The sequence below is a fragment of the Microcoleus sp. FACHB-672 genome (assembly GCF_014695725.1).
In the GTDB taxonomy this organism is placed as follows: Bacteria; Cyanobacteriota; Cyanobacteriia; order Cyanobacteriales; family Oscillatoriaceae; genus FACHB-68.
Genome location: NZ_JACJOU010000021.1, coordinates 88,834 through 114,074 on the forward strand (window position 1 = coordinate 88,834; position 25,241 = coordinate 114,074).

The 25,241-nt window shown below is 48.5% G+C and carries 18 protein-coding genes; 7 read left to right on the plus strand and 11 right to left on the minus strand.

The features are described from left to right. From H6F56_RS17310 to H6F56_RS17330, 5 genes are all read right to left on the minus strand, one after another. Entirely contained in the window at positions 1-1,062 is a 1,062-nt protein-coding gene (locus H6F56_RS17310) for an LOG family protein (RefSeq protein ID WP_190670609.1), read from the minus strand. A gap of 320 nt (positions 1,063-1,382) precedes the next feature. After that, positions 1,383-1,706 carry a thioredoxin gene (gene trxA, locus H6F56_RS17315; RefSeq protein WP_190670618.1) on the minus strand — a complete coding sequence of 108 codons (324 nt, stop codon included), beginning with the start codon at positions 1,704-1,706 and terminating at the stop codon, positions 1,383-1,385. A gap of 248 nt (positions 1,707-1,954) precedes the next feature. Next, the gene (locus H6F56_RS17320; protein ID WP_190670622.1) at positions 1,955-3,118 is read right to left on the minus strand and encodes a GuaB3 family IMP dehydrogenase-related protein; all 1,164 of its coding nucleotides are present in this window, start codon (positions 3,116-3,118) and stop codon (positions 1,955-1,957) included. Between the two features lie 170 nt (positions 3,119-3,288). Continuing rightward, on the minus strand, positions 3,289-3,717 hold the full coding sequence (locus tag H6F56_RS17325) for a hypothetical protein (RefSeq protein ID WP_190670624.1): 429 nt from the start codon (positions 3,715-3,717) through the stop codon (positions 3,289-3,291). Beyond that, positions 3,684-3,971, minus strand: coding sequence for a hypothetical protein (locus H6F56_RS17330; RefSeq protein WP_190670628.1), 288 nt, complete (start codon positions 3,969-3,971; stop codon positions 3,684-3,686). Before H6F56_RS17330 ends, H6F56_RS17325 begins: the two co-directional genes overlap by 34 nt. 260 nt (positions 3,972-4,231) lie before the next feature. Here H6F56_RS17330 and H6F56_RS17335 point away from each other — a divergent pair, with 260 nt between their 5' ends. The 5 genes from H6F56_RS17335 to H6F56_RS17355 all read left to right on the plus strand — a co-directional run bounded on the left by H6F56_RS17335 (position 4,232) and on the right by H6F56_RS17355 (position 11,646). Beyond that, complete coding sequence (locus H6F56_RS17335; protein ID WP_190670630.1) at positions 4,232-4,606, plus strand: VOC family protein; 375 nt, start codon at positions 4,232-4,234, stop codon at positions 4,604-4,606. 327 nt (positions 4,607-4,933) lie between these two features. Beyond that, complete coding sequence (locus H6F56_RS17340) at positions 4,934-7,339, plus strand: endonuclease MutS2 (RefSeq protein ID WP_190670640.1); 2,406 nt, start codon at positions 4,934-4,936, stop codon at positions 7,337-7,339. Positions 7,340-7,429: 90 nt separating this feature from the next. Beyond that, positions 7,430-8,017 carry a DUF3038 domain-containing protein gene (locus H6F56_RS17345; protein ID WP_190670642.1) on the plus strand — a complete coding sequence of 196 codons (588 nt, stop codon included), beginning with the start codon at positions 7,430-7,432 and terminating at the stop codon, positions 8,015-8,017. Positions 8,018-8,186: 169 nt separating this feature from the next. Then, on the plus strand, positions 8,187-10,016 hold the full coding sequence (locus H6F56_RS17350; RefSeq protein ID WP_190670653.1) for a DUF4335 domain-containing protein: 1,830 nt from the start codon (positions 8,187-8,189) through the stop codon (positions 10,014-10,016). A gap of 508 nt (positions 10,017-10,524) precedes the next feature. Further along, the gene (locus H6F56_RS17355) at positions 10,525-11,646 is read left to right on the plus strand and encodes a hypothetical protein (RefSeq protein WP_190670658.1); all 1,122 of its coding nucleotides are present in this window, start codon (positions 10,525-10,527) and stop codon (positions 11,644-11,646) included. Between the two features lie 86 nt (positions 11,647-11,732). Here the strand turns inward: H6F56_RS17355 and H6F56_RS17360 are convergent, their stop codons facing one another. The 3 genes from H6F56_RS17360 to H6F56_RS17370 all read right to left on the minus strand — a co-directional run bounded on the left by H6F56_RS17360 (position 11,733) and on the right by H6F56_RS17370 (position 14,730). Further along, positions 11,733-12,914: a homocysteine biosynthesis protein gene (locus H6F56_RS17360; RefSeq protein ID WP_190670660.1), complete on the minus strand. Its 1,182-nt coding sequence runs from the start codon at positions 12,912-12,914 to the stop codon at positions 11,733-11,735. A 184-nt stretch (positions 12,915-13,098) separates the two neighbouring features. Further along, positions 13,099-14,298 carry an AI-2E family transporter gene (locus tag H6F56_RS17365; RefSeq protein ID WP_190670663.1) on the minus strand — a complete coding sequence of 400 codons (1,200 nt, stop codon included), beginning with the start codon at positions 14,296-14,298 and terminating at the stop codon, positions 13,099-13,101. Positions 14,299-14,433: 135 nt separating this feature from the next. Then, complete coding sequence (locus tag H6F56_RS17370; RefSeq protein WP_242032059.1) at positions 14,434-14,730, minus strand: hypothetical protein; 297 nt, start codon at positions 14,728-14,730, stop codon at positions 14,434-14,436. Positions 14,731-15,082: 352 nt separating this feature from the next. On the opposite strand from H6F56_RS17370, the gene purU reads away from it, so the two are divergent. Continuing rightward, a complete protein-coding gene (gene purU, locus H6F56_RS17375) occupies positions 15,083-15,937 on the plus strand; it encodes a formyltetrahydrofolate deformylase (RefSeq protein ID WP_190670672.1) in 855 nt (284 codons plus the stop codon). A 158-nt stretch (positions 15,938-16,095) separates the two neighbouring features. Continuing rightward, a complete protein-coding gene (locus H6F56_RS17380; protein WP_190670679.1) occupies positions 16,096-19,227 on the plus strand; it encodes a plasmid replication protein, CyRepA1 family in 3,132 nt (1,043 codons plus the stop codon). A gap of 132 nt (positions 19,228-19,359) precedes the next feature. Here H6F56_RS17380 and H6F56_RS26430 read toward each other — a convergent pair whose 3' ends face one another. The 3 genes from H6F56_RS26430 to H6F56_RS17400 form a co-directional block, all read right to left on the minus strand. Then, a complete protein-coding gene (locus H6F56_RS26430) occupies positions 19,360-21,495 on the minus strand; it encodes a PmeII family type II restriction endonuclease (protein WP_309236562.1) in 2,136 nt (711 codons plus the stop codon). Positions 21,496-21,531: 36 nt separating this feature from the next. After that, the gene (mrdA, locus tag H6F56_RS17395; protein ID WP_190670680.1) at positions 21,532-23,349 is read right to left on the minus strand and encodes a penicillin-binding protein 2; all 1,818 of its coding nucleotides are present in this window, start codon (positions 23,347-23,349) and stop codon (positions 21,532-21,534) included. A gap of 719 nt (positions 23,350-24,068) precedes the next feature. Continuing rightward, a complete protein-coding gene (locus tag H6F56_RS17400; RefSeq protein WP_190670682.1) occupies positions 24,069-25,235 on the minus strand; it encodes a CO2 hydration protein in 1,167 nt (388 codons plus the stop codon). Positions 25,236-25,241: the final 6 nt, after the last annotated feature.

The following is a 25,241-nucleotide window of genomic DNA, read 5'->3' on the forward strand; positions in this document are numbered from 1 at the left end:
CTATTTTTGCTCTGGATGAGCAGCTGCCGGCGTGGTGGCACCAATTTGGTTAATGGTGCCGATCAGTTGATACAAGCGCCCTAAATCTCGCTGGTTGAAGTAGAAAACTAGGCGGGGTAGCTCCCATGTATCATCAACGGCTTCTTCGGGAAACGCCTGACTTTTCTCAATGCGTCCTTTCACTAAAATGTCGCTGAAATCTGTATTTAACTGTTCGACATCCGCCTCTGAAAGTTCAGATTTCAGACGCATGACAAACTTATCGTTGACGTACCGGCTGGAGTGATAAACACGATAGAAACTGCGGATGGCTTCACACGCAACATCCAAGTTATCGGTAATCGTGTAAAGGTTGGGATCGGCAGGGCTAACTAATCCTCTTCCGACTAAATGCTTGTGAATATAGGCGTTCCAGTCATGCCAATAGTCGCCGCCGGCTCGATCAATTAACACCAAGGGCACAGGGCCAAGCCGGCCTGTCTGGCTTAAGGTTAAGCACTCAAATGCCTCATCTTGTGTACCAAATCCGCCGGGGAAGAGGGCGAGGGCGTCACTTTCACGGAGGAAGAATAACTTGCGGGTGAAGAAATATTTAAAGTTAATGAGCTTGCGATCACCGGCAATGAAAGGATTGGCCCCTTGCTCAAAGGGGAGTTGAATATTCAAGCCAAAGGATTGATCCGCACCGGCTCCTTCATTGCCGGCCTGCATGATCCCACCGCCGGCACCTGTAATCACCATAAATCCTTGCTGGGTGACACTGTGAGCGAACTGGGCCGCCATTTTATATTCTGGGCTGTCTTCTGTGATGCGAGCCGAACCAAAAATGGTAATTTTGCGAACGTGCCGGTAAGGATAAAACACCCGGAATGCACGCTCCATATCTTCCAAACAAGCCGTCAGAATCTTCCAATCGAGCCGCTCTATTTCTTCGCCCGCAATCCGCACCAGAGATGCCAGCGTGCGCTCAATAAATTTCTGATGCTTCGCGTTAGGCAGCTCGGCGAATAATTCTAAGAGGTCGTTATAGAGGGATTCTGTTGAGTTCAAAGAAGAAGACATGAATGCTTGTGTCCTGGCAGTACCTTTATTCTACCCAGACTTGGGCTGGGATCGCCTTATTTTCAGCACTTTTAGCGCTTAAGCAGCCCCTGAGCTGAGTAATTTGCCGGCAGCCTCCCGATTTTGCGAGAGCGTTGACAACTTAAAAAAACAAACCCGCCCCAGCTATAAACCAGAACGGGTTGATTTGTAATGTTTTAGATCGTAAAAACCCTTTATTTCTGACCGAAATCAGTAACGCCCAAAAGGGTTAGCCACCTAGCCGGCCAGTGAAGATTCCCTAACAGCGTTGCGGCTTGTTGAATTGTGGCAGACGACGCTTAGAGATACTTTTCTAGCGTGTTTGCCAGTGTGGTCTTGGGAACGGCACCAACTACCATATCAACCCGCTGACCACCCTTAAAAATCATCAGCGTGGGAATGCTGCGGATTCCATATTGGCTGGCTACATTGGGGTTCTCGTCTGTGTTGACTTTGACGACCTTTATCTGCCCGTCGTACTGTTGAGCGATTTCATCGACGACAGGAGCGACCATCCGACAAGGTCCGCACCAGGGTGCCCAAAAATCGACTAATACGGGAACTTCGCTCTCAAGCACTTCTTGTTTAAACGTGGCGTCTGTAACTTGTGCGGCTGCTGACATGCCTGACAATCCCTCTCTACATTGTCTTTAAGATTGTCATTCTACCATTCTTAGGGTGCTACAACTGCGCTATTGGGACATGAGAATGTCTAATTAATAAGGAACCGCCCGAACATAGTCCGGGCGGAGTGTGGTGTGAGGAGTGAACGGAAACTTACGTCTCCGCTTCTCTTCTATTGTAAGCGACTGATTCGATTGATGCCTTTAGAACTGTAGAAAAATTTAAAGTTTTAGCTAGAGGGGTAATTTTACTTACCCATGCCCAGTTGTTGCGCTTTCTGGTAAACTTTGCCTTCAGTTAGCAGTGAGGGAGCAATGACGACCTCAACTTGCTGCATCTCTTTAATGTCTTTGGCTCCCAAGGTTCCCATGCTTGTTTGCAGTGCGCCCAGTAGGTTGTGGGTGCCATCATCAAGCTGTGCCGGCCCGCGTAAGATTTGCTCAAGGGTGCCGGTGGTGCCAACCCGAATGCGCGTGCCTCGTGGCAGAACAGGACTCGGTGTTGCCATGCCCCAGTGATAGCCCCGGCCTGGTGCTTCTTTCGCCCTTGCAAAAGGTGAACCGATCATAACACCGTCGGCTCCGCAAGCGATACATTTGCAGATGTCTCCGCCGGTGATTAAGCCGCCATCCGCAATCACGGGCACATAATTGCCGGTTTCTTGATAGTAATCGTCACGGGCGGCAGCACAGTCAGCCACAGCCGTTGCTTGAGGAATCCCCACACCGAGAACACCGCGAGACGTGCAAGCCGCACCAGGGCCAATTCCTACCAAGATGCCGGCTGCCCCTGCCTTCATTAAGTTCAGGGTCACTTCGTAAGTGACGCAATTGCCTAAAATCACAGGAATGGGCATTTCTCGGCAGAATTGGGCTAAATCGAGGGGCGTGATTGACTCTGGAGCCAGGTAAGCTGTTGAGACAACGGTTGCCTGTACAAAGAATAAATCCGCGCCGGCTTTAGCAACAACTGAACCGTATTTGGTTGCCCCTGCCGGTGTGGCGCTAACCGCTGCAATTCCGCCTTGGCGCTTAATTTCCTGAATTCGCTGTTCGATGAGTTCTGGCTTGATGGGTTCGGCGTAAAGTTCCTGCATCAAGGTCACAAACTCATCTTTGCCCACAGAGGAGATGCGGTCTAAAATCGGCTCTGGGTCAGCATAGCGCGTTTGAATGCCTTCTAAGTTAAGTACACCCAGTGCCCCAAGTTCAGACAGTCGCACTGCCATGCGGACATCGACAACCCCATCCATTGCGCTGGCAATAATGGGAATTTCTCGTTCGATGCCGCCAATGCGCCAGCGAGTATCGGCTAAACTCGGATCGAGAGTTCGCTGTCCCGGTACTAGCGCAATTTCGTCAATTCCATAAGCTCTGCGAGCTGCCTTGCCCCTTCCAATTTGAATATCCACGCTCGTTACTCGTTCCCAAGACTATTTAAGTAAGGTTATCAAATTAGTAGGGGTATTGGTTTTGAGTGAGTTAAGGTTTTTTTAACACTTTGGCAGAACTACGCGGGAAGAAGGTTTTTTGAGATTCACCCTAACTCGCTTAATTCAACAATCAAGTGAAGGGGGAAAGGTTAACCGGCTATCCGTAATTCTGCGTAGTGCCACCGGCTGATGTCGTTTTGGCTACGACTAAGCAAGATGCCGAACCATTCCAAACTTTCGAGGTGTTGGGTGATAACTTTTTTCTGCCGGTTTGCGCCTTTAAATTGTGCCGCGACTTGTTCGGCTGTCCATTCAGTGCCGGTGGTACGGAGTAAGTCACGAATCGCGGCAAGCTGATCTTTAGGAGTTTTTGGCCAGGTTTTTTGCTCCACCGGCACAGTTATGATTTCTTCAGTATCCGTGATGCCGGTGATAGTCATTTGTGCGCTCGTTTCTGCCGGTGCTTGGTATTCTGGACGCAGCCAGCGAATCAGTCCGTTTCGTTCTTCGGCGGCGCGTTCCGCGTTGAGAGCAACAAGCCGGTTTAATATCTCTTTATCGCTAATATTTTGTCCCATCCGTAAGCATCTAAAACGGCTGCATCAAGTGCGTCGTGGCTCTGTTTGAGGGTGGAAACTAAGGCTTTATCATTGTAAGCTCTATCTGCATCAGTAAAAGTTTCCCCAGCCTTGAGTTTTTCGAGCAGGTTATACATTCCAGTAATCGTAATTTCGGGAGATTGGCTTTGTACTTTTTTACGATGTGCGTCTAATCTTTCTGCTATTTCCCGAATTTTTTGTTTTTGTGCCGGTGTAGGAGCTGGGAAGGGCAAGGGATCGAAGCAACTTGACTTCGCATAAACAGAGGCCGGACCAAGTTGTGCGCCACAAGCTACTGCCCAAATAAGATGAACTTTACTAGAGAGGGTGCCTAGAAAATAGGCATCTTCGAGTGCGATAGGGTTTAAAGTTGGTTAGAGTACCACGCTATCTTTACTGGATTTCAGAAAAATCCAGATTGAATACCGAATCTAAAATAGCCGTAATAAAATAGAGTCGGTAGAAAAGCAATAAAATTTTTCACTTTTCAGTTATGAAATTGAAACGAATAGGCCACGTTGCGATCTGTGTTCAGGACATTAACAAAGCTGCTGAGTTTTACCAGAACTTAGGCATGGATGTCGTTTGGAAGGATGCAGACTGGGCTTACCTCAAAGCCGGTGAAGATGGTTTAGCCTTGTTAGGGCCAAGCTATAAGCACGCAGGACAGCATTTCGGATTTATCTTCAATGAGCGCAGCGAGATAGAAGTTGCCTACGAACAAATGAAGGCAGCAGGAGTAGATGTGCGTCCCATCCACGATCACCGGGATGGCACAGCCTCATTCTATGGACGCGATCTTGATGGCAATTGGTTTGAGTACCTCTACGAACCGGCACCTGTCGCCAGTAACAGTGTTCAGCGTTAAATGAAACAGCAGAACCCGTTGCGGTAGATATCCATGCAGAAACGGACTGAGGCTTATCCCGTTTTGGCACAGGCATAGCATTGAGGTGATCAATAGTGTTGAGCGATAATTGATTGCACCGAATGCTATGCACCGGCATTGCCAAAGCGAGATATTCTCACGTCATGTATTGTGTTTCCACATCCATGAGCGTTTAACTTCTTGCACCGGCATCTGTTCAGTAGAAGAAATTCCGGCTTTTACACCCATTGGAGCCTTACGAATATCATATCTAGCGCTTAAAATGACTCAATAGATACCTTATCCCGCAGATCCGGCTTTCCAGCTTTGATTCAATCTGAGACTCTAGAACTTTTAGAATGGCCGCGCTTGTGCCAGCATTTGGCCACCTTTGCGGCCACAAAATTAGGTGCGATAGCTGCACAAAAAATCCTAATCCCGGATACTCTGGATGAGACGCAAAAACTGCTCGCGCAAACCCGCGAAGTTTATCAATTGGAAAGTCGCCTAAGTTCAGGGTTGACTTTTGAAGGAATTTATGATATTGGAGAAGCGCTAGAGCGTTCAGAGCGGCAAGGCGTCCTCTTTGGAGAAGAACTGCTAGAGATTGCCACCACCTTAGCCGGCGTCAGACGTTTGCGACGCATCATCGACAACCAACCAGACGTGCCGGTGTTGAACGCACTGGTTGCCGATTTGCGAACTTATCCAGAAATCGAGCAAGAAATTCATCGTTGCATCGACGAACGGGGTAAGGTAGCCGACCGAGCCAGCCAGAAGCTCGGTGAAATTCGGGCAAAAATGCGGCAGGTCAGAGATCGGATTTATCAAGTTTTACAAAGCATTTTACAGCGGCAAGCCGGCGCAGTTCAAGAACAAATCATCGCCCAACGGGGAGATCGCTTTGTCATCCCCGTTAAAGCCCCTCAAAAAGACGCAATTCGCGGCATCGTCCATGATGTTTCCGTGAGCGGGGCAACCCTCTACATTGAACCTCATGCCATCGTTGATTTAAACAACCAGATGCGGCAGCTGGTGCGGCAAGAACAAGCCGAAGAAGAGGCCATCCGTCGCGTTCTCAGCGAGCAAGTTGCAACGGTTAAACCCGACTTAGAACGCTTGTTGGCAATCGCCACAACCTTAGACTTAGCCACCGCCCGCGCCCGTTATAGCTTGTGGTTAGAAGGCAATCCCCCACGATTCATCAGCCGGACAGAAGAAGCAGACGGCAATGCAGAAATTATTACCTTGCGGCAGTTGCGCCATCCCCTCTTAGTGTGGCAACAGCAACACGAACAAGGTGCGCCGGTGGTACCAATCGACTTGCATATTCAGCCCAAGATTCGGGTGGTGGCGATCACCGGCCCGAATACCGGCGGCAAAACGGTTACGCTCAAAACATTAGGATTGGCCGCGCTGATGGCCAAAGCCGGCTTATTTATCCCTGCCCGTGAGCCGGTGGAACTGCCCTGGTTTGACCAAGTTTTAGCCGATATTGGGGATGAACAATCTTTAGAGCAAAGTTTGTCCACCTTTTCCGGCCATATTCGCCGCATCAGCCGCATTCTGGAAGCCTTGAGCGAGGAAACCTTGGTACTGCTCGATGAAGTGGGTGCCGGCACCGATCCTACAGAAGGCAGCGCCCTAGCGATTGCCTTGTTGCAATACCTAGCTGAAACTGCCGGTTTAACCATTGCTACCACCCACTTTGGCGAACTGAAGGCGCTGAAATATCAAGACGAGCGATTTGAAAATGCCTCGGTGGAATTTGATGATGTTAGTCTCTCGCCCACCTATCGGCTGCTATGGGGAATTCCCGGACGATCCAACGCCTTGACAATCGCCCGCCGATTGGGATTAAAGCCAGAAATTGCGGATCGGGCGTCTGATCGCGTAGGGGTCGGATCGGCTGAAGAAATCAACCAAGTAATTGCCGGCTTGGAAGCCCAGCGCCGCAGCCAAGAAACCCGCGCTCAAGAGGCAGCAGAGTTAGTCAAACAAGCTGAGCGGCTGCATCGGGAACTTTCGCAAAAAGCAGCGCAATTGCAAGAGCGAGAGCAGCAATTAAAGCTTTCCCAAGAGAAAGCAGTGCAAGATGAAATTAATACGGCAAAATCGGAAATTGCCCGCGTAATTCGCCGGTTGCAGCAAGGGCCGGCCACCGCTCAACACGCCCAGCAAGCCACGGAAAATTTAAAGGAAATCGCCGAGGTACGCCTGCCGTCACGTAAAGCACCGCCGGCTAAACCAAAACCCGGATTTCGGCCTCAAGTGGGCGATCGTGTCCGGATTCCTCGCTTGGGCCAAACGGCTGAAGTGCTGAGCGGGCCTGATGAAGATGGGGAATTGAGCGTCCGGTTTGGCTTGATGAAGATGACAGTGTCCCTTACAGACATTGAATCGCTCGATGGCCAAAAACCCGATGTGCCAGTGAAACAAAAGCCAGCACCGGCACCCGCACCGGCACCCCCGCCGCCACCGACTGTCCGGACATCACAAAATACAGTTGATATAAGAGGTAGCCGAGTTGGCGATGCAGAAATAGAATTAGAACGTGCCATCGCCACCGCCGCAACCAAGAGCGGTGCCGTGTGGATTATCCACGGCAAGGGAACTGGCAAGCTGCGTCAAGGCGTCCATGAATTCTTGCAGCAGCACCCTCAAGTCAGCCGATATGAGTTAGCTACCGCACAAGAGGGAGGTGCCGGTGTAACCGTTGCTTACCTTACCTAGCAAAGGGGAATAAGTAAAATTGCTCACTTCCCTAAAGCTCTCCTCTGGGTTTTCGCTCAGCATTCTGCTCCTCTGCCCTATTTTTAAGCTATGCATCCATCAGTGAAGACGCCCGCATCCGTGCCCAAGTGGGAGGAATTTACAGTCACTGATGCGCCACAACCGGCGCAACTCGACAACATCAAAGCCCAGCTAGATTTAATCCTCTTAGCCCTAGAAGCCCTAGCCGGCATTGGTTCCGAAGCTATGCTCAAGGCAGCAGTGGATTTGAAAATCGAATCGATGGTAGCAGATCGAGTTGCCTTGTGGCGGCTACGTCAGTCATCTCCCCTGCGGAAGGGACAGGGAGGGCGCAAAAAGCTGGATGTGGAAGAAGCGCGGGCGCTGGTTTTAATTAGTTGCTATCTCGCTAAACAAAATCAAGAATTAATTCGCCGTGCCGTGGGACTCCTCGAACAGCTTGCCGAGCAAAATCGCCAACCGCACCAAGCTGCTTTGATTGGCGACTATCTTGATACGTTCTGCAATACCTATCAAGAGCGCATGGAAGACGGAGAAAGTGTATCGCCGGACACTCTAACTCACCTAGCCTTAAAACTTTTGATTGACCTATTGTTCTACAGCGGGCCGGGTGGTTCCCGACGTCTTTGGTTGGCCCTTCTCGACCGAAGTCGCTAAGGCTTCACAGTTCACAGTTCACAGTCCACAGCAAAGCACAACCCAGCACAACCCAGCTTGAATCTGGCAACTGACAAAAGCTAAGGGCGAGTGGTTCGGGGTTCAGGACAAAGGACAGCGGACAAAGGACAAGCACACAACTGACAACTGACACCTGACAAAGAACAAAATGGTTTTGCAAAGATACACGCCCCCCACTTGCACGCTGGTCATTATGGCGAATGGCTCGCCCTTGTCCCGCTGGGCTGGCCGGCCTGTACTAAAAGATTTGCGGTTTGAGCTAAGCTTTGATGCGCCCCAATTGCCAGAAGAACAGCGGATGACTGTTTGGGGAGACCGCACCCAACTTGAAGCCCTCTGTGATGCAGTGACCACTTACGTGCAGGACTTGCTCCACCAGTCCCCTGCTCAGATAGAGTCCGCAGGCTTGGCAAAATGGAGTAAGTCTGTGGGTGATTCTGAATTGAGTAGAGCCGAAGAGATTCCAGACACGGTTCGAGGCGACCGACCAGACCTAGAGAATCGCCGGAGCTTCGCAGAAACGAATTTTACCCTGCAACCGGCTGCTGCCCCCGCACCTAGAACCCCAGCCGAGCTGAATCGAGTAGATACTCCAAACCCGTCGTGGAAACCGGCATTAGTGCCACCGGCAAACGCGGTACAAACGGCAAACAGACCGCTGGGTGCAGGCACCGGCATTTATTTGCAACCGAAAGGCTTGCTATCCCATAACCTATTTTTGGGTTCTCTGGCCACAGAAGAATCAGGGCCGGTGGTTCATCTGGGCGTTTTGCAACTTTTTGACCTGGCAAGCGCCCTTGATGAATACACGACGGAAATGGTGGCTTTACCCAGCCTCAAACGCACCGGAGCCTCAGGAATTTTAGCCCTGCTGAAAGATCCGCCGGCTTGGGTGAATACGGCAGCCGTGGTGCTGCTCACCGTGGGTTTGACAGCGGCTGTGGGCAAATTCCTTGAGCCACAAAGTCCCACTCCTGTCCAAACAGCTACCTCGAAAGTCGAGAACCGAGGTAGTACGCCCCCACCAGAATCGAACACTGGCAAGCCGCAACAGCTCGCCATTGCGCCCCCTCCACCACCGCCGCCCGGAGCATCGCCTCCCGCACAGCAACAATTGCCGGCCCAAAAATTACCCTCACTGCCGCCTGGTGCGATGGCAACTCCGAATTCCTTACCGGCAGGTTCTTCTCCCATACCGACGGTGGCGGTGCCCAAAACTGCCCCCAACGCTGCCAGCCAATTGGAAATTCCCGCTGATCCAATTCCCTTAAATCCAGCGATCCCCGCCAAACCTTCCCAGTCGATTCCGGCAATTCCCCCAGGCGCAAGCAATTCCGCACCCCCACCCCTGCCATCCTCCAGGTCGGCAACTCCTGGGGCACCGAACATCGACCTTCGCGCTAGGACGCCGGCACCAGCACCGGAAACCGCCAATCAGCAGGCGGCACCCGCTCCATCTGGGCCACCCGTCACGCAGCCGGTTGCCCCTACCCCTGCTATTGCTCCCGCGCCTAGAGGTGCAGAACCTCCTCCTGCGCTCCCCTCCGTCACATTGCCAGATCAACCCCTTGCTAAGGAGGCACCCGCTCCCCAAGCCTCAGCAAGCGGGGTTAGCGAACCGGAAGCTTCTGCCGCCGCGCAGCCGGCTGAGGTCGCGAGGGGGACTACAGCGGACACCTCTAAAATCATTCCCCAAGTTGAAGAGGCCAGAACCTATTTCCAACAGCGCTGGACTCCTCAAGAGGGATTAACACAGCCTTTGGAGTACACCCTATCTTTGAATGCAGATGGGTCAATTCAGCAGATTACACCTCGCGGACTGACGGCAGGAAGATTTTTAGATCGCACCGGGATGCCGTTGCAGAATGAACCTTTTGTTTCGCCGGTGGGGGGAGAGCAAGCCCCTAGAATTCGGGTTGTTCTCAAACCAGATGGTCAGGTACTAACGTTTATGGAACCGTTTAAGGAGGGATTTTAAGCAATTGATAGTAGGAACTGCACTATAAAGCTATTGTGCAAGATGCCGACAGCCTGGGTATGTCACTGAGGCGTAACTGAGACAATTTTAATGTTCAAAAATGCTGATTCTAAGAAGATAGCTGGGGGTGAGATACCCCACCGGCACTGCTATAAAAATTTAGCTGGCTGGCAATCTCAGGCATCCCCGGCAATCAGCATAAGGTTAGACAAACCGGCAATCTTTAAGCCGGCTGATAGAACTGCAAGCGATAACGAGAAGCGTTTAGCATCAAGCTTATTTCAGAGAAATCTTGCTGATCCTCTCGCAGCATACTTGCATTCAGTAAAATAAGCTGACTGATGCCAACTACTCCCTGCTTTAAGCAGGAGTCTCTTGTGGGCTGGTTTTTCTTTATGATAAAGTCGCCCACTCATCATTCAACCTGTCAACAGCAAGCATCTCAATACAGAAAACGTGCACATCCCGACTCAACTCACATCGGCTATGTGTCTTTGCCGGAGGTTTTATGAGTATGTCTCCTGAGCAGTTCCCTCAATCACCGGACTCTGCTGCATCTGACCCAAACCAGCCTGATGATTTGCAGGCTACGAACCCGCCCTCTTCCTTATCGCCAGCCGATGCCTCCTCTGGCAGTGATTCCGAAATGACTGCCAGTGCTGAAAGTGAAAGTGCCGGTGAAGGAACGCTATCGCCAGCCGGTGCCCCCCCTGACAGTGATTCCGAAATGACTGCCAGTGCTGAAAGTGAAAGTGCCGGTGAAGGAACGCTTCTGAGTTCTCAGACATCCCCGCCTAGCGAAGAAAATGAGGGAGACGATGAATCCTCCTCTAATTCAGCACTTGCCGGCATCCGACAGCAACCGATTCCGCCGCCGAGTGAGCCAATGCAATACCGAGCAATTGGCTTAATTCAAGGTCGCTATATTGCCTCGGCTGATCAATTCACTCAGGGGATACTCCTCACCACAGACGGTACAGTGATCGATGCTGTGCTGTTGGGTCGGATTATGAGTTTGGTGAAGAATCACCTGAATTTGGAACAAGAGCATCTGTGGGTGGTTTACCCGCGCACCCGTCAGAAGGATGGCAACTTGCACGCCCAAATTGTGGGGGTGTGGGAGCCAGAAACCCTCGCGTCGGGGGATCTTGCACCGGCTGGGGATGCGCCAGTGGAGCCGGCCCCTCAGCCAATGCCGGTTGCAGATGGCTATTTTTCGGTTCGCGGCGAGGTCATTTACCAATCCCAGGAACAGGAATACATTGTTATCAAAATTCGACAAGCTCCTCGCAAAGAGGCCGATGAAACGAAGTTCTTCAAGTTGAAGCTCAACGGTACACTTGCCGGTAAAGCAGTGGGGCACTTCTGGGATTTACAAGTACACCGACAAGCAGAGGCGCTTGTAATTCAGGAAAGTAACAATATTGGCCCGCTGCCTGGTAAGCCGAAAAGGCCCGGTACAAAGCCCTTCAGAAAAGGCCGTCCGGGTGGGGGTAATTCCCGCAGCGCCTCGCCTAGCCCGCGCAGACCCCAATCTGCTGCTGCCAGCACACCACCTAAACGCAAGACGCCGGTTTCTAAACCGATCATCAAGCGGCCACCCCCGAATGAGCCGCCTCCAGAAAGTTGAAGGGACAATTTTGGAGTTTTAATTTTGAATTTTGAATGAATTCATCATTAAAAATTCAGAGTTGTCTTTGCCATTGTGCCCCCACTCTATTCGAGAGTAATCTGAGCGCCCCACAAGTCTTGGGGCAAAAATGAGCGATCCATTGGTAGGGGGGCCACCGGCTCGCTGAGGGTAAATTGCGACAGCAGAATCCACTGTTTCAATTCCAAGGCGACTTGATGAGATAAAAAAATGCTGGCCAGGGGCGCGACTCGCACGGATTTGCCGTCAATCGTAATGCGACCAGTTTTAAGCTGGGCGTAACTCACTAAACCAAAGGTGGGGCGAACGCGGCGGGGAATGGAGAAATCCACAATCGGTGCTACGAGTTCCTGGTCTCGCACAGCGCAGTTGGCCACAACGTCTTCGCGCAACACCGGCAGGGGAATGCCAACACCCAGCATCAAGGAAGGGCCGTAATTTTTGAAATAGCACCCGCGCACCCAACGGCGTTGCATCTGCTTGGCATCTCCGATTAAAGCTAAGGTAGCTGCTGGGCCAATGGGTGTTCGATTGGGCAGGCGTTTTTGCAATGGGAAGTGCTGCGTGCCTTCCCAGGCAACATAACCGATACCACCGCCCAAAAAAACGCGGGTGCCAATGCCAATTAGTTGCAAGTCTGGGTCATTCCATAGGGGAGAGACGGCACCGGGATTCGAGTAAACGGCATTCCCTAGGCGGGGTTGCAAGGGTCCGAGGTAGGTAAACAAGGGACGTTCGCCGCCATTGATGCCTACAATAAAGTTTTGGTAAAGGTTGCGAGGGTTATACAGGTAAAACTGATTAATCGTGTCGCGGGTGATAGTGGTTTCAAATGTGGCGCGGGGGTAACAGTCTGTCACCTGTCCAAGTGCACGCAGCGATACGGGTTTGCCGGCTATTAAATCTTCAATAACATGGCCGCCGCCTCGCTCGCGTGATTCTTCTCCATCTGCGGTTTCAGTAACTTGGGTGGCACCCAAATATAAATCGACTGCCCCAAACCCAGAGTAAGCCGAGACGTTATCTAACCAGCACCGGCGAATTTTAATCGGTGGATCGGTGTGGCCAAGGTTGATAATCGCTCCAGAGGATTCCATCGGTTCAAAGGTGCCGGTGGCGATCACGTCTACTTCCTTGGCAGCCTGGGTGACGCCGACTTCGCTCACTCGTGCCTTCAATTCTTCCACCGTCCAAACTACGGCACACTTGCGGCTAATTTTGTCGTTAATTTCGGCGATGGTTCTCATAATTCTGTGCTAGATGCCTTGGCTGGGTGTTGAGGGACGCTATCAGCTTTAATCTGGCATTCCACTTAGTTTCTCTACCCGAATTGAGGGGAAAGCGAAATGGGGAGTGCAGAAATTGGCTTTCTTAAAAGCTCATTCGCTGATATTCAAATATTGCGGAATTTCACCGGCAGCACTTTTTGAACTACGGCGTATCAGCATCATCAGCTTTGGGACGCTTGTGAGGTTGGGTACTCCCGGTTGAAGGGTTGTTGGGCTGCACCGGCTCATCAGCTAGTCCATAACGTTCAGCCGGCAGCGTATTAGTGTCTGCTGGAGCGTCAACTATAACGGCTGTCTCAGTGCCCTCTGCATCTTTATCTGTCCGCCACGGATCTAGCACATCGTGAATTAATACTTCTTGCACCCAAACTTGACCGACAACTGTTAGGGGTAGCGCCAATAAAAACCCTAAAAATCCAAAAAAAGTGGCGAAGAATACTTGGGCTAATAAGGTGACTGCCGGCAGCAGTGATACCTGTTGAGCCATGACGTAGGGCGTCAGCAAATTAGTTTCAAACTGCTGGATTAAGAGGTATAGAATAAACACAGCTCCAGCTTTCCAAGGCGCGTCTAAAAGCGAGATTCCCATTGGTAACACAACACTTAAGGTCGGGCCAATATTGGGAATAAAGTTTAGCAATCCTGCTAAAATGCCTTGGGCTAAAGCCAGTGGAACGTGCAAAACTGATAAGCCAATAAAGCTCAAAATTCCCACCACAGTCATGCTGATAAGTGCGCCGAAAATCCATCCGCCCAGCGCGACTTCACATCGGTCAAGAATCATCTCTACTCGTCGCCGGTAGAAGGATGGAAACAGTCGCACAAATGCTTTGCGGTAGGACATGGGCTGAGCTAGCAGCATCAGCGTTAAAATCACCACCAGTAAAAAATTGACAATAATAACCAGCGATCCAGACAAAAATACAAACGAACGCCCTAAGATTCGCTCGGCTATCGGCTGTAGTTGTTGACTAAAGCTTTTAACATCTGGTAAATACTCCATTAACTGAGTAGGAACACGGGGCCTGAGCTGATTGCGCCAAGTATTTAACAGTTCTACAACCTGCGGTAGCTTGGTTGTTGTTAGTTCTTTATACTGAGCGATAAACGGGGGCACAATTAGTAAGAAAAAGCCGGTTAATACGGCCATTAAAATCGCGACCGACAGCAAGACAGCTATTGTTCTTGGCAGTTTAAACTTTTGCAGTCGGCGAGCCAGCATATTCAGGGCTGTTGCTAGCACAACTGCGGCAAATAGTAGCAACATGGCTTGCCGAATTTGCCAGAGTATATATAGGGAAAGGATTAACGCTAATAAACCGATCCATTTACCGAGTTGCACAGTGCTGACTCCTTGTCATTTGAGCTTAGAGGTGAAGTGGGAAATATTGCTGAAGAAGAGTAAAAAGTTAAGAAGGAGCAGTTTTTAGGACTGAGCGATTAAGTCAACAGAGAAAATCTATCGCTCAAAATTTCTTCATCCTTCACTTTTTTGTTGCAACGAGCGCCAAAAAAGGGCTATAGCCATCATTACGGTTGGCAGTAACACCGCGATTAAGGCTTGGTTAGGCGCTGGGCGGATGGTGGCGATAGCACCCGCATACTTGATCGCAACAGATATGACAGTTGAGGCGATCAGCACTTTGATAATAAACCCAGCATTGCTTTCCATATTTCTTTGTTTTCCTAGCAAGCCGCTTAATGTTCGCAATGTCTCGTCACAGATGCTTGCTAGTTTACGGCAATAGGGAACGTTTATGAGCGGGGCCGGCATGGGGCGCGATTGAACTTGATTTGATAGAAAAGCAGATTGCCGGCACTATGGGCTGGGGAAGGCTCTGCCGGCTATTGGGGGCTATTGATTTTTTTTGTTAGATAAACGCAGATGTGGATGATAATCTGTCATTAGGTATAGGCAGAGAAGCCGCAACTGTGGGCGAGAATCTATCCTTAGACAGACGTTAATCATGCTCACGGTTTGGGCGTTTTAGGTTTTTGCACGAGGTGTCGTGATTTGTGGGTCGTGTCTGTTAGGATTTTTGCAATAAGTTTAAAGGGTGCGTGCCGGCAAGCTTTCTCAAGGCACAATGTTGATGCAAACGATTTTATTTTGATGCACTCTGTTTATGACTAGCCCTACTGCAACGCTGCTAGTGTCTTGTCCCGATCAGCGGGGACTGGTTGCGAAGTTGGCGAATTTTATCTATGCCCATCATGGCAATATTATTCATGCCGATCACCACACTGATTTTACGGCTGGGTTGTTTCTCAGCCGACTGGAGTGGCAGATAGATGGATTTGATTTACCGCGTGAGGAGATCGCGCCGGCATTTGCAGAAATTGCGGAACCGCTACAAGCAACTTGGCAATTACACTTTTCCGCTACGGTGCCCCGCATTGCGATTTGGGTAAGCCGGCAAGATCACTGTCTGCTGGATCTAATTTGGCGTCAGCACGCAAAGGAATTTGCGGCTCAGATTCCTTTAATGATCAGTAATCATGCGGCTCTGGGTGATGTAGCGAAGCAGTTTGGAATTGATTTTTATCACTTGCCGGTGACTAAGGAAAATAAATTAGAGCAAGAAGCTAAACAGTTAGAATTGCTGCGGCAATACAAAATTGATTTGGTTGTTTTAGCCAAATATATGCAAATTCTCAGCGGTAATTTTATCTCCAATTTTCCGCAAATTATCAATATTCATCATTCATTTTTACCGGCTTTTGCGGGAGCAAATCCTTACGAGCGAGCCTATGAGCGGGGGGTAAAAATTATTGGCGCAACCGCACATTATGTGACCGATGAATTAGATGCCGGCCCGATTATTGAGCAGGATGTTGTGAGGGTAAGCCACCGGGATACAACGGGCGATCTGATTCGTAAAGGAAAGGACTTAGAGCGGGTGGTTTTAGCCCGTGCGGTGCGTTTGCATTTGCGAAATCGCGTGTTAGTCTACGGGAATCGGACGGTCGTTTTTGAGTGAGCGAGACTGAGTGGGGCGGGCAGCAGACCCCATATATAGGATACAACAAAATAGCACACACTAGATTTAGTGTTTTAGGGGCAAATTAGCCGGTTATAAAGTTGCCGGTCGTGATAGGGTTTTAGATCCGTCGCCTACTTTGGGAAGGATACTCGCTCATGCATCGGCAAAGTCTGCACCCGGAACACTTGCAAGAATTAATTAAAGAGAGTGGCATTGACGGCGCTCTGGCTTCGCTCAACTTCAGCTCTTTGGAAGAAGATGCAATCTATAGGCATTTACTAATATCCGATGATATACACCGCAATAACGCCGGACGAGTGAGCGGTGGATGGCTGCATCGTTATGCTCAGGTAGCCAATGGGGGATGGTGGTGTGCAGGTCGAGATCCGCTCAATGATTGGGGTTTAATGGAATGGGGATGTTACAAGCCAAACCATCCCAGGCATGATAAAAACGGCAAGCCGGTGAAGTACGAGCATCCTCCCTGTACGCCGACACGGGTATTCTGTTTGAAAGTGCCGCTTCACATCTGGCAGCAAATTTCTGATCGCTATGGAGTGCCGGTGCCGGCGAACCCTGAGATCGCAGAGGGAGGGGAAGCACTGGGATTTTGGCAGTGGGTGGTGGAGGCGCAAATTCCGCTCATTATCTGTGAGGGAGCGAAGAAAGCGGCGGCGTTGTTGAGTTGGGGATATGCAGCGCTTGCCGTACCGGGAATTACCAGCAGCTATCGGGTGACGCGAGACGCACAAGGCAGAGTCATGAGTCGCCGGCTGATTCCTGAATTGGCAGCGCTTACACTGCCGGCGCGCACGTTTTACATTTGCTTTGATTATGAAACTCAGCCGAAAACTATCAAAGCAGTCAATCAAGCGATCACTCAATTGGGTGAGCTTTTAGAGGAAAAAAACTGTGCGGCTAAAGTCATCAGACTTCCCGGTTTAGAAAAAGGAGTGGATGATTTTATTGTCGCTCAAGGTGCTGAAGCATTCCAAGCCGTTTATGAAGCAAGCGCAGATTTAGAAACTGATTTAGCTAAAACTAAACCCCACACTGAGTTTACCTACCCGCCGCAATTGATTCTTAACCGGCGCTATTTAGGAAAACTACCTTTTCCCACATCTGGATTAATAGCCGTTAAGTCTGCCAAAGGAACCGGAAAAACGACGGCTCTTTTAGAGTTGGTATTAGAAGCGAAAAAGCAAAACCGAGCAGTTTTGCTGCTCACGCACAGAATTCAGCTAGGGCGTTTTTTGTGTGAAAAAATCGGAGTCAATTGGATTAATAATCGAGGAATACAGGAAGCCAAAAGCAATTCTCATCCCCAATTACTCGGACTGTGTATTGATTCTCTATGCAAACTCAACCCTCAACACTGGCAAGGATCGCTGGTGATTTTGGATGAGGTTGAACAGTGTTTGTGGCATCTTCTTAACAGCGAAACTTGTAAAGATAAACGAGTTAAAATTTTAAAAACTTTTCAGCATTTGATTTCTACAATCATACAAACCGGCGGTGCGGTGATCGCTCAAGATGCCGACTTGTCAGACCTTTCTTTAGACTATCTCAAAGAAATGGCCGGCATTTCAATTGAGCCGTGGGTTGTGGTGAATGAGTGGAAACCTGAAACCGATTGGAATGTTACTTTCTATGATTGTCCCAACCCAACGCCGCTGATTCAGCAGCTTGAGCAAGATTTAATTGCGGGAAAAAAGTGTTATGTTACAACCGATAGCCGGTCAGGACTTTACAGTTCAGAAACAATAGAGCGCTATCTCAAACAGCATTTAGAAAAATTGATTCACCAGTATCCTAAAACGCTTCTAGTTAACTCCCAAACAACCAGCACACCGGGACACGAAGCGGTTAATTTTGCAGAAGCCATTAACCAGAGAGCAAAGGATTATGACGCGGTTTTTGTAACTCCCAGTTTAGGAACCGGCATCAGCATTGATGTGGAACATTTTGACTGCGTTTATGGCATTTTTCAAGGGGTAATTCCAGATTGGGAAGCGCGACAGGCATTAGCAAGAGTTCGCGTCGGCATCCCTCGGTTTATCTGGTGTGCAAAGCGGGGTATCGGCTCAATTGGCAGTGGCAGTAAAAATTACCGGGTGCTGTCCTATTGGTATCAAGAAAATCATACAGAAAACTTAGCTTTAATGAATCCCCTGCACAAAGTTGATGTGGATTTACCCTTGGTTTATGACTTAATTCACCTAAAAATTTGGGCAAAAATGGCGGCGCGAGTCAATGCCTCGATTACTTTTTACCGGCAGTCCCTGCGAGAAGGTTTAATTGCTGAAGGACATCAGGTAAATGTGGTTAATAATGCTCCCCCAGAAACTCGCCTCAGAGAGCTGCGTCAGGAATTTCTCACAGTTAGTCCGGAGCAGTGGGAAACTCGTAAAAAGCTGATTCTCGAAATTGTAAAACTTCAGCAAAACTTTGAGAAGCACACGAATCAGTATTTAGTGATTAAACATCAATTTAGACAAATTCATCAGCAAAATGAATTACACGTTGCTGAAGCTGTTGCCAAGGCAATTGATCTTAATCAGGAAAAATATGAATATTTATTAGTTAAGCACGCGCTAACGGATGAGGAACGCTACCAAGTGAATAAATATATCTTGAAGCAGCGTTATGGTGTGAAAGTTACGCCGCAATTAAAGCTGCGGGATGACAGAGGGTACTACTCGCAACTTTTAACGCATTATTACTTAACCCATGAAAGCGAGTATTTTTATTTTAAAGACCGGCAGGAATGGAAGCAGCAGTTAGAAAAAGGTGAAGGAAGAGTTTTTCTGCCTGACGTGCAAACTTACACGTTGAAGGTGGAAGCCTTAAAAGCTTTAGGGATTTTAGATTTTCTTCATCCAGAACGTGAATTTCAGGAGAGTGGTTTAGAGTTGCTGGAATTGAAGGCAAAGGCGTGCCGGTGTAGCAAGCATATCAAAAGATCAATTGGAATTAGCATTCCTGTGGAAACAGAAAAAGGATGTGTGAGTTCGATAAAAATACTGGGCAAAATTCTGAATTTGTTGGGATTAAAGTTGAAGCCGGTGAAGATGACAGAGAGGAAAGTAGAAAAACAGGTGAAAATTTATCAAATCGATCCAGTGACTTTCAATGATGGCCGGCAGGCTATTTTTGAAATTTGGCAGCAGCGAGATGCGTTGAGTTTAGGCACTGTTTTCCCATCTGGATTGTATATTCCAGAATGCGAAAATTATCTGAGTGCATTTACACCTCGTCAAGCAAGATATGAGGTTGCGCTTTTGTAAGATAGAATTATTAAAGGTTGGGTGCCAGCGTGGTAAATAAATATCTAGATTTCTAGATTCAAAGTTGCAAAAAAGCTGACCAGCTAAACCTGGGTAATGACGACCTTTTGAAAAAGGATATAGTTGTATCGTTTAAAATATCTCTGCGATGTAGTTTGATACACCCAGGCTACCTCCACCATATTTACTGATGAATTCATTCGTTATTCTTTGAACACATACCTCAAGGGCGTCAGAAATCGAATGCTCTTGTAATACCTTGGCTGCTGACGTACGCAGAATTTCAAATAGCTGAGAACTATAACCAGGATCTTCGCTTATGAAATCCCACAGTTCACGTCCTATAAGGGTTTTCATTTCCCATTCAGGCAAGAATTGTTTTAAAAGCCCCATTGTTACTGTTTTATTGCTTCTTTTTCCATAAGTTATTCCTATGTAAGCTTTATCTCCTGCGTTTATTTTTTCCTGAATCTTTAAAGCCCAATATACTATCTGGTCTTTATCCATGTTATTTGGGCCACTTTTAACTTGAATCCAGCACAACTCACCGCTATCAGTCTTTTTAATTAAGTCCCATCCTGAATTTTTGGGCGCATTTTCGACTGTGTCAGAGCTAGAAAGCAGAATATCTTGAAGAAAAAAGCCCATTGATGTGACAATGGATCTTGTACCGGCCATATAAACGTTTAGCCGCACAACTTCCTCTGGGGTTTTTAGATTAAGCGCTTTAATTAAAAATGGGTTAGGATTCAGGTTCTCTAAAGTTAATATTCTGATCATAGCCAACTGTTTTCTTGTAAAATTCCGGCTGATACAGGCCAAAAAATTCTCTGCAACTGTAAGTTGTGCAGAAAGACTATCTGTAGATTTAAAAGCTAAGATACGCTCAACCTCATCAGATGTCAGTCGAATTGTTCGCTGTCCAGAAATACTTCTAATGTTTGTTAGGTCAGAAGCTTCTACATTCAGAAATTCTTGTAAATCGGCAAAGTGGGAAGCAAGAGAACGAGCTTTGCTTTTGGGAAGGTTAATCTCTTTTTCTAAAGCAAAGGCTAACATTTCATGCAGTTGTTCAGACACGTTTGACTCTCCCCAGTTGAACAAAGATAGTTGTTCGTACATTCCTCTCCCTTGCGCCTTCTCTCCCCTACATAATCGGCACAAATAATCACCAATTGCCTTTGCTAAGAGAACCGGCACCGCATTTCCAATCTGTCGGTACTTAGACGCAACCGAACCATAAAAAATCCAATCATCCGGAAACGTTTGCACTCTCGCACACTCTCTAACGCTTAGAGGGCGCAACTCGTCTGGGTGACACATATCTGTTGCTTTTTGGTGCGGACTGGTTGTAACCGTAGGAGAAGGTTTATCCCAAGACAGTCGGCGATAGAAACCAACTTTACCGCCTCCAGAGTTGTAAGCGCCTCCCATCGCTTCAGCTTTTAAAGTATCCGGTAAATTCTTCCAGTTTTGACCGGCTTTCAACAAGCGCAAATACTTAAGCCGACTCTCTGAATAAGCCATACACTCAGGCTGAAGGTCATCTAAATCCGAGATCGCATCTCGAAAAGTTCGCCACTTGGGTAAACCGCCGGCACCCCTTTCGCTATGAGTCGGCAGCGGCAAACTAACCCGTTGAACTTCTCTCGACCCAATAAATATTACTCGCTCTCTGGTTTGCGGCACACCGTAATCAGCAGCGTTCAAAAGACCGTAAACTACCTCATACCCAATACCTTTCATCTCTTCCAACACAACATTTAAAGCGGCACCGGCACTCTCATCAGGTTCCAGTGGTAAGAAGCCTAAACCCCTTTGTGCATGGGGTCTGTGCCTCAAGGGTGCGGAAAGTAACCCTTTGACATTCTCCATCACAAAAAAGCGCGGTTGAACTTCTTGCACAACCCGGATGAAGTCCATAAACAGACTACCGCGCGGATCTATGACTGATCCACGCTTACCGGCAGTGCTGAAAGACTGGCAGGGAGGCCCACCCATCACTAAATCCACTTCACCGGCACCCAAAGGTCTGCCCAAGTTTAAAACGCGTCCGCCTTCCTGCAAAAGAGTTTGAGCACTAACTTGGCGGATGTCTCGCGCTACGGCACTCTCGGCAAGATGGGTCCGGTTCAAAGCGATAGTTTTGACCGCATCAGGATCTATTTCCACGACGCTAACCGTATGGAACCCAGCCTGTTCCATCCCCAAATCTAAACCACCGGCACCGGAAAACAAACTGATGGAAATGAGCTGACCGTCGATCACAGCGGGTAAAGGTAAAATACCAGTTTAATGGCTAGCCTACTCAGCAGCCGGCTGAACGGGTTTAGCCTTCGCAGGCTTATTTGCCTTAAAATACGTCTCCAATACTTGCAAGACCATTGGCGCGGCAAAAGAACCACCGCCGCCGCCGGAATTTTCCCCAAAAGCCACCACCACAATTTCTGGCTTATCAGTTGGCCCATAGGCACCAAACCAAGTGTGAGATTCGCGGGGGGGATCTTCAGCCGTCCCAGACTTACCCGCCGCCGGCGGAATGGTTGGCACATCCAAAGCCGCGCCGGTGCCGCCGGCAACCACCCCTCGTAGTCCTTGCCGCAAAATTTCTATGGTTGAGGGTTTCAACTTCAACGACTCTCGCCATTTTTGCGCCGGCTGATTGTCCTTCAGCAGGTGCGGCCTAACTTTATATCCGCCATTGGCCGGCACAGAAAACATTACTCCAACTTGCAGCGGCGTAGATAGTAAAAAGCCTTGACCAATTGACATATTAATGGTATCGCCCAGATACCATCCTTCCTCGATTTCCTGCACCTTCCAATCTTCATCCGGAACTAATCCTGGGGCTTCCTCCTCGGCTAACTCAATGCCGGTTTTTTCGCCAAAGCCATAGTTTCGCGTCCATTGGATCAGCTTTTCATGGCCGACTCCACTGCCGATTTGATAGAAAAACGTGTCACTACTCCAAGCAAGCGCCCCAACAAATCCCAGAACCCCAAAACCGGCATGATTCCATTCCCCAAACTCAATGCCGCCAAAGGTTAAAGAACCGTAAGTTCCCAAATATGTGTCGGGAGAGAACTCGCCTGATTCCAAACCGGCAGTCGTTGTCACAATTTTAAAGGTACTTGCCGGAGGAAATCCTCGCAGTGCTCGGTTAACAAATGGGTGATCCGCACTTTGCAACTCTTGCCACGTCTTCTCAGAAATGCGCGTGGAAAAGATATTCGGATCAAAAGCAGGCCGGCTCACCATCGCGAGAACCTCGCCTGTGTTGGGGTTCAAAGCCACGATCGCCCCTTGACGATCGCCGAGGGCTGCCTCTGCTGCCTTCTGCACATCCAGATCCAAGGTTAAATGCAAATCCTGACCCGCCTTTGCCGGCTTGTCACCCAAAACCCGCAAAATCTGGCCCATGCTATCAACTTCTACCTGCTGCCCGCCCCACTCTCCCCGCAATTGTTTCTCGAAAGCTTGCTCAATTCCCATCTGGCCGATAACATCACCCAGGCGGTAACCTTGCTGTTGAAGATCATAAAGATCCGAGTCATTAATTTCGCCGGTGTATCCCAAGGCATGAGCCGCTAAAATGCCGTTCGGGTAATTCCGCACCGCTTCGATATCCACCTTCACTCCCTTTAGTTCACTGCTGTATTCTTGCAGTGCTGTGATCTGCGCGGGGGTGACGCTACGGGCAACACGTATCGGCTCATTCGAGTTATAGGTTTCCGATTTTTGCAGCCGCTTTTGCAATTCTGATTCAGGGATATTCAGAATTTTAGACAGGCGTTGGCGCGTTCTAAACCAGTCTGTTTTGTCTAAATCTAAAGGCCACAAATATACAGCATGGGTGAGGCGGCTACTGGCCAAAATTCTGCCTTTGCGGTCAAAAATATTACCCCGCACTGGTTGTTTCGGCAGCAAACGAACTCGGTTGTTCTCTGCCAATTGGCGGTTGCGATCTCCTTGAATTAGCTGTAAATGGGCAAGCCGACCGCCGATAGCACCCAACATCACACTGGTGATCCCAAACATGATCAGTATGGACTGGAAAGGGTTTCCCAGCGTGCGTGCACCGGAAGACCGACGACCGATAGAGAAAGAGGGAAAAACAGTCATAAGAAGCAGGCTCAGCGATAACAAGCTTTGCTTTAAACAGGATAATCCCTAATGGGGATCAACGGAAACCTCCCCTTTAGTTTTTTATCAAGCCTCTGTCTTAAGTCGGAAATTGAAAGAATACAGATGCGTAAAGATAGAAAATCTGGTAGCTGAACGCAATTTTTTTGTCTGAGATAGTAATTTTTATTTTTTTGGAAAACTTAAAGGGTTGCCGGCACATAATATCATTTTGAATTAAACATTTTAGACTCAAAATGGAAGAACTTTAGACAATAAGAGAGATTCAGGATGAGGAAAGTAGGCAATTATTTCGCAAATTGATAGAAAAAAGCTGCACTCGATTTTCTGCCTATAGAAATATTCCTTCCCGTCTTGGCCCCAGCAGTGTGGGCCACTAGACAGCAGACTCACCCCATTTGGAGGGAATTTTCTGGCCAGCAAGATGCAAGCTTATTCTTGAAAATTAAAGCCTGAAATTTAATCAGAGCATAATTTTGAATAATGCTCTGCATATTTCTATATTTTCACTAATTTTGGGCCTAGGGCGGTTTGAGAGGATAAATTCAGTATTTTACAGAGCCTCTTAACGTACCCGCCCTTACTAAGCCTAAGTTTTTGCGATTTTGCGTAAGTCCTGAATCTCAGAGAAAATGCTCAGTCAAAACGCTTATCTTCCCGTTTTGCCGGCAAACAATCTGTTAAGAAGAAAACTGCTTTTATCTCTCAGGAAATAGCTGACAATACCGTTCATCCGGCTTATTAACTTCTGCCAAACGAGACGCAGTAAATCGATTCATCCAATTTTCTAAATATGCCCGATTTGCTTGCCGTTGCTTCGGATCAGAAGTCTTTAATGGATGCGGTGCTAAACCTTGAATTGCAGCCGTTGTCACGCAAAACATTGATTTCTGAAAACTCTGGCAAATTTGCACCCGCAAATCATCTTCACCCCGGCAACTGGTGCGGTAAACTTCATGCAAATATTCGGGAATATAATGGCGCATATCTTGCATCAGTTGGGTAGGAGGAATGCCGGCACCCCCAATAGGCAGCGGATCTGCATACAAAGCGCCATAGGTAAAATCACTCTGATCCGCAGGAATTTGACAAGCTTGGGCGTTATAAGAAACCGTGCCAGGGAATGGGGTTCCCCGGAAGAAAATCGCCTCTACATAAGGCACCCCGGTATCCATAAGAAACGTCAAACCGGCAGATTTAGGAAGAATATCGTACACTTCTTTCCCAATCTTCACGCTATAGGTAATCGGCTTATTGGCATCTGCCACTAACCCGTTCAAAACGTGCTCTACAACCTGGGGAATTGTTTTAATTTCCCCTCTGTCATAACGATCTGACAGGGAGATAAACATATCACTCATCACCCGCCAAAACTGGCCCAAACCGCTATAGTAAGCGAACTGGCGGATCTGTTCTGGCAAAAATTCAGGAAACAGCCGGTGTAGTCCCAACATCAGAAAATTGCCCTTAAGCTTAGCCTGAATTGCTTTCTCAGCCAGTCGGCTAAATTCTGGGGAATCTAAATAAGCATCCATACCGCCACCGCCATGCCAAAGCATCGCTTTCATGCAATATTCAGCGTACTCAAAATTAATTCTGTCGTGCCACCAATGGCGCAGCAACTTCTTAACCGAAAATTCCCCATCGAAGTATTTAAAAAAGGGAAACAATTCTAAAAATTGATGTTCAGCAATGAATATTAAATTGCGAGAGTAAGCATCTAAAACGACACCGTAGCTTTTAAGAATTCCCACAACCTCCAAAACATTTTCTGGCGAATCTGGAAGCAGTGCGTCACCGGCTTCCAATTTATCGATGTAGGTTGCCAGGGGATGATTAGAATATTTTAAAGCAGCTTTTGTCATGGCGGT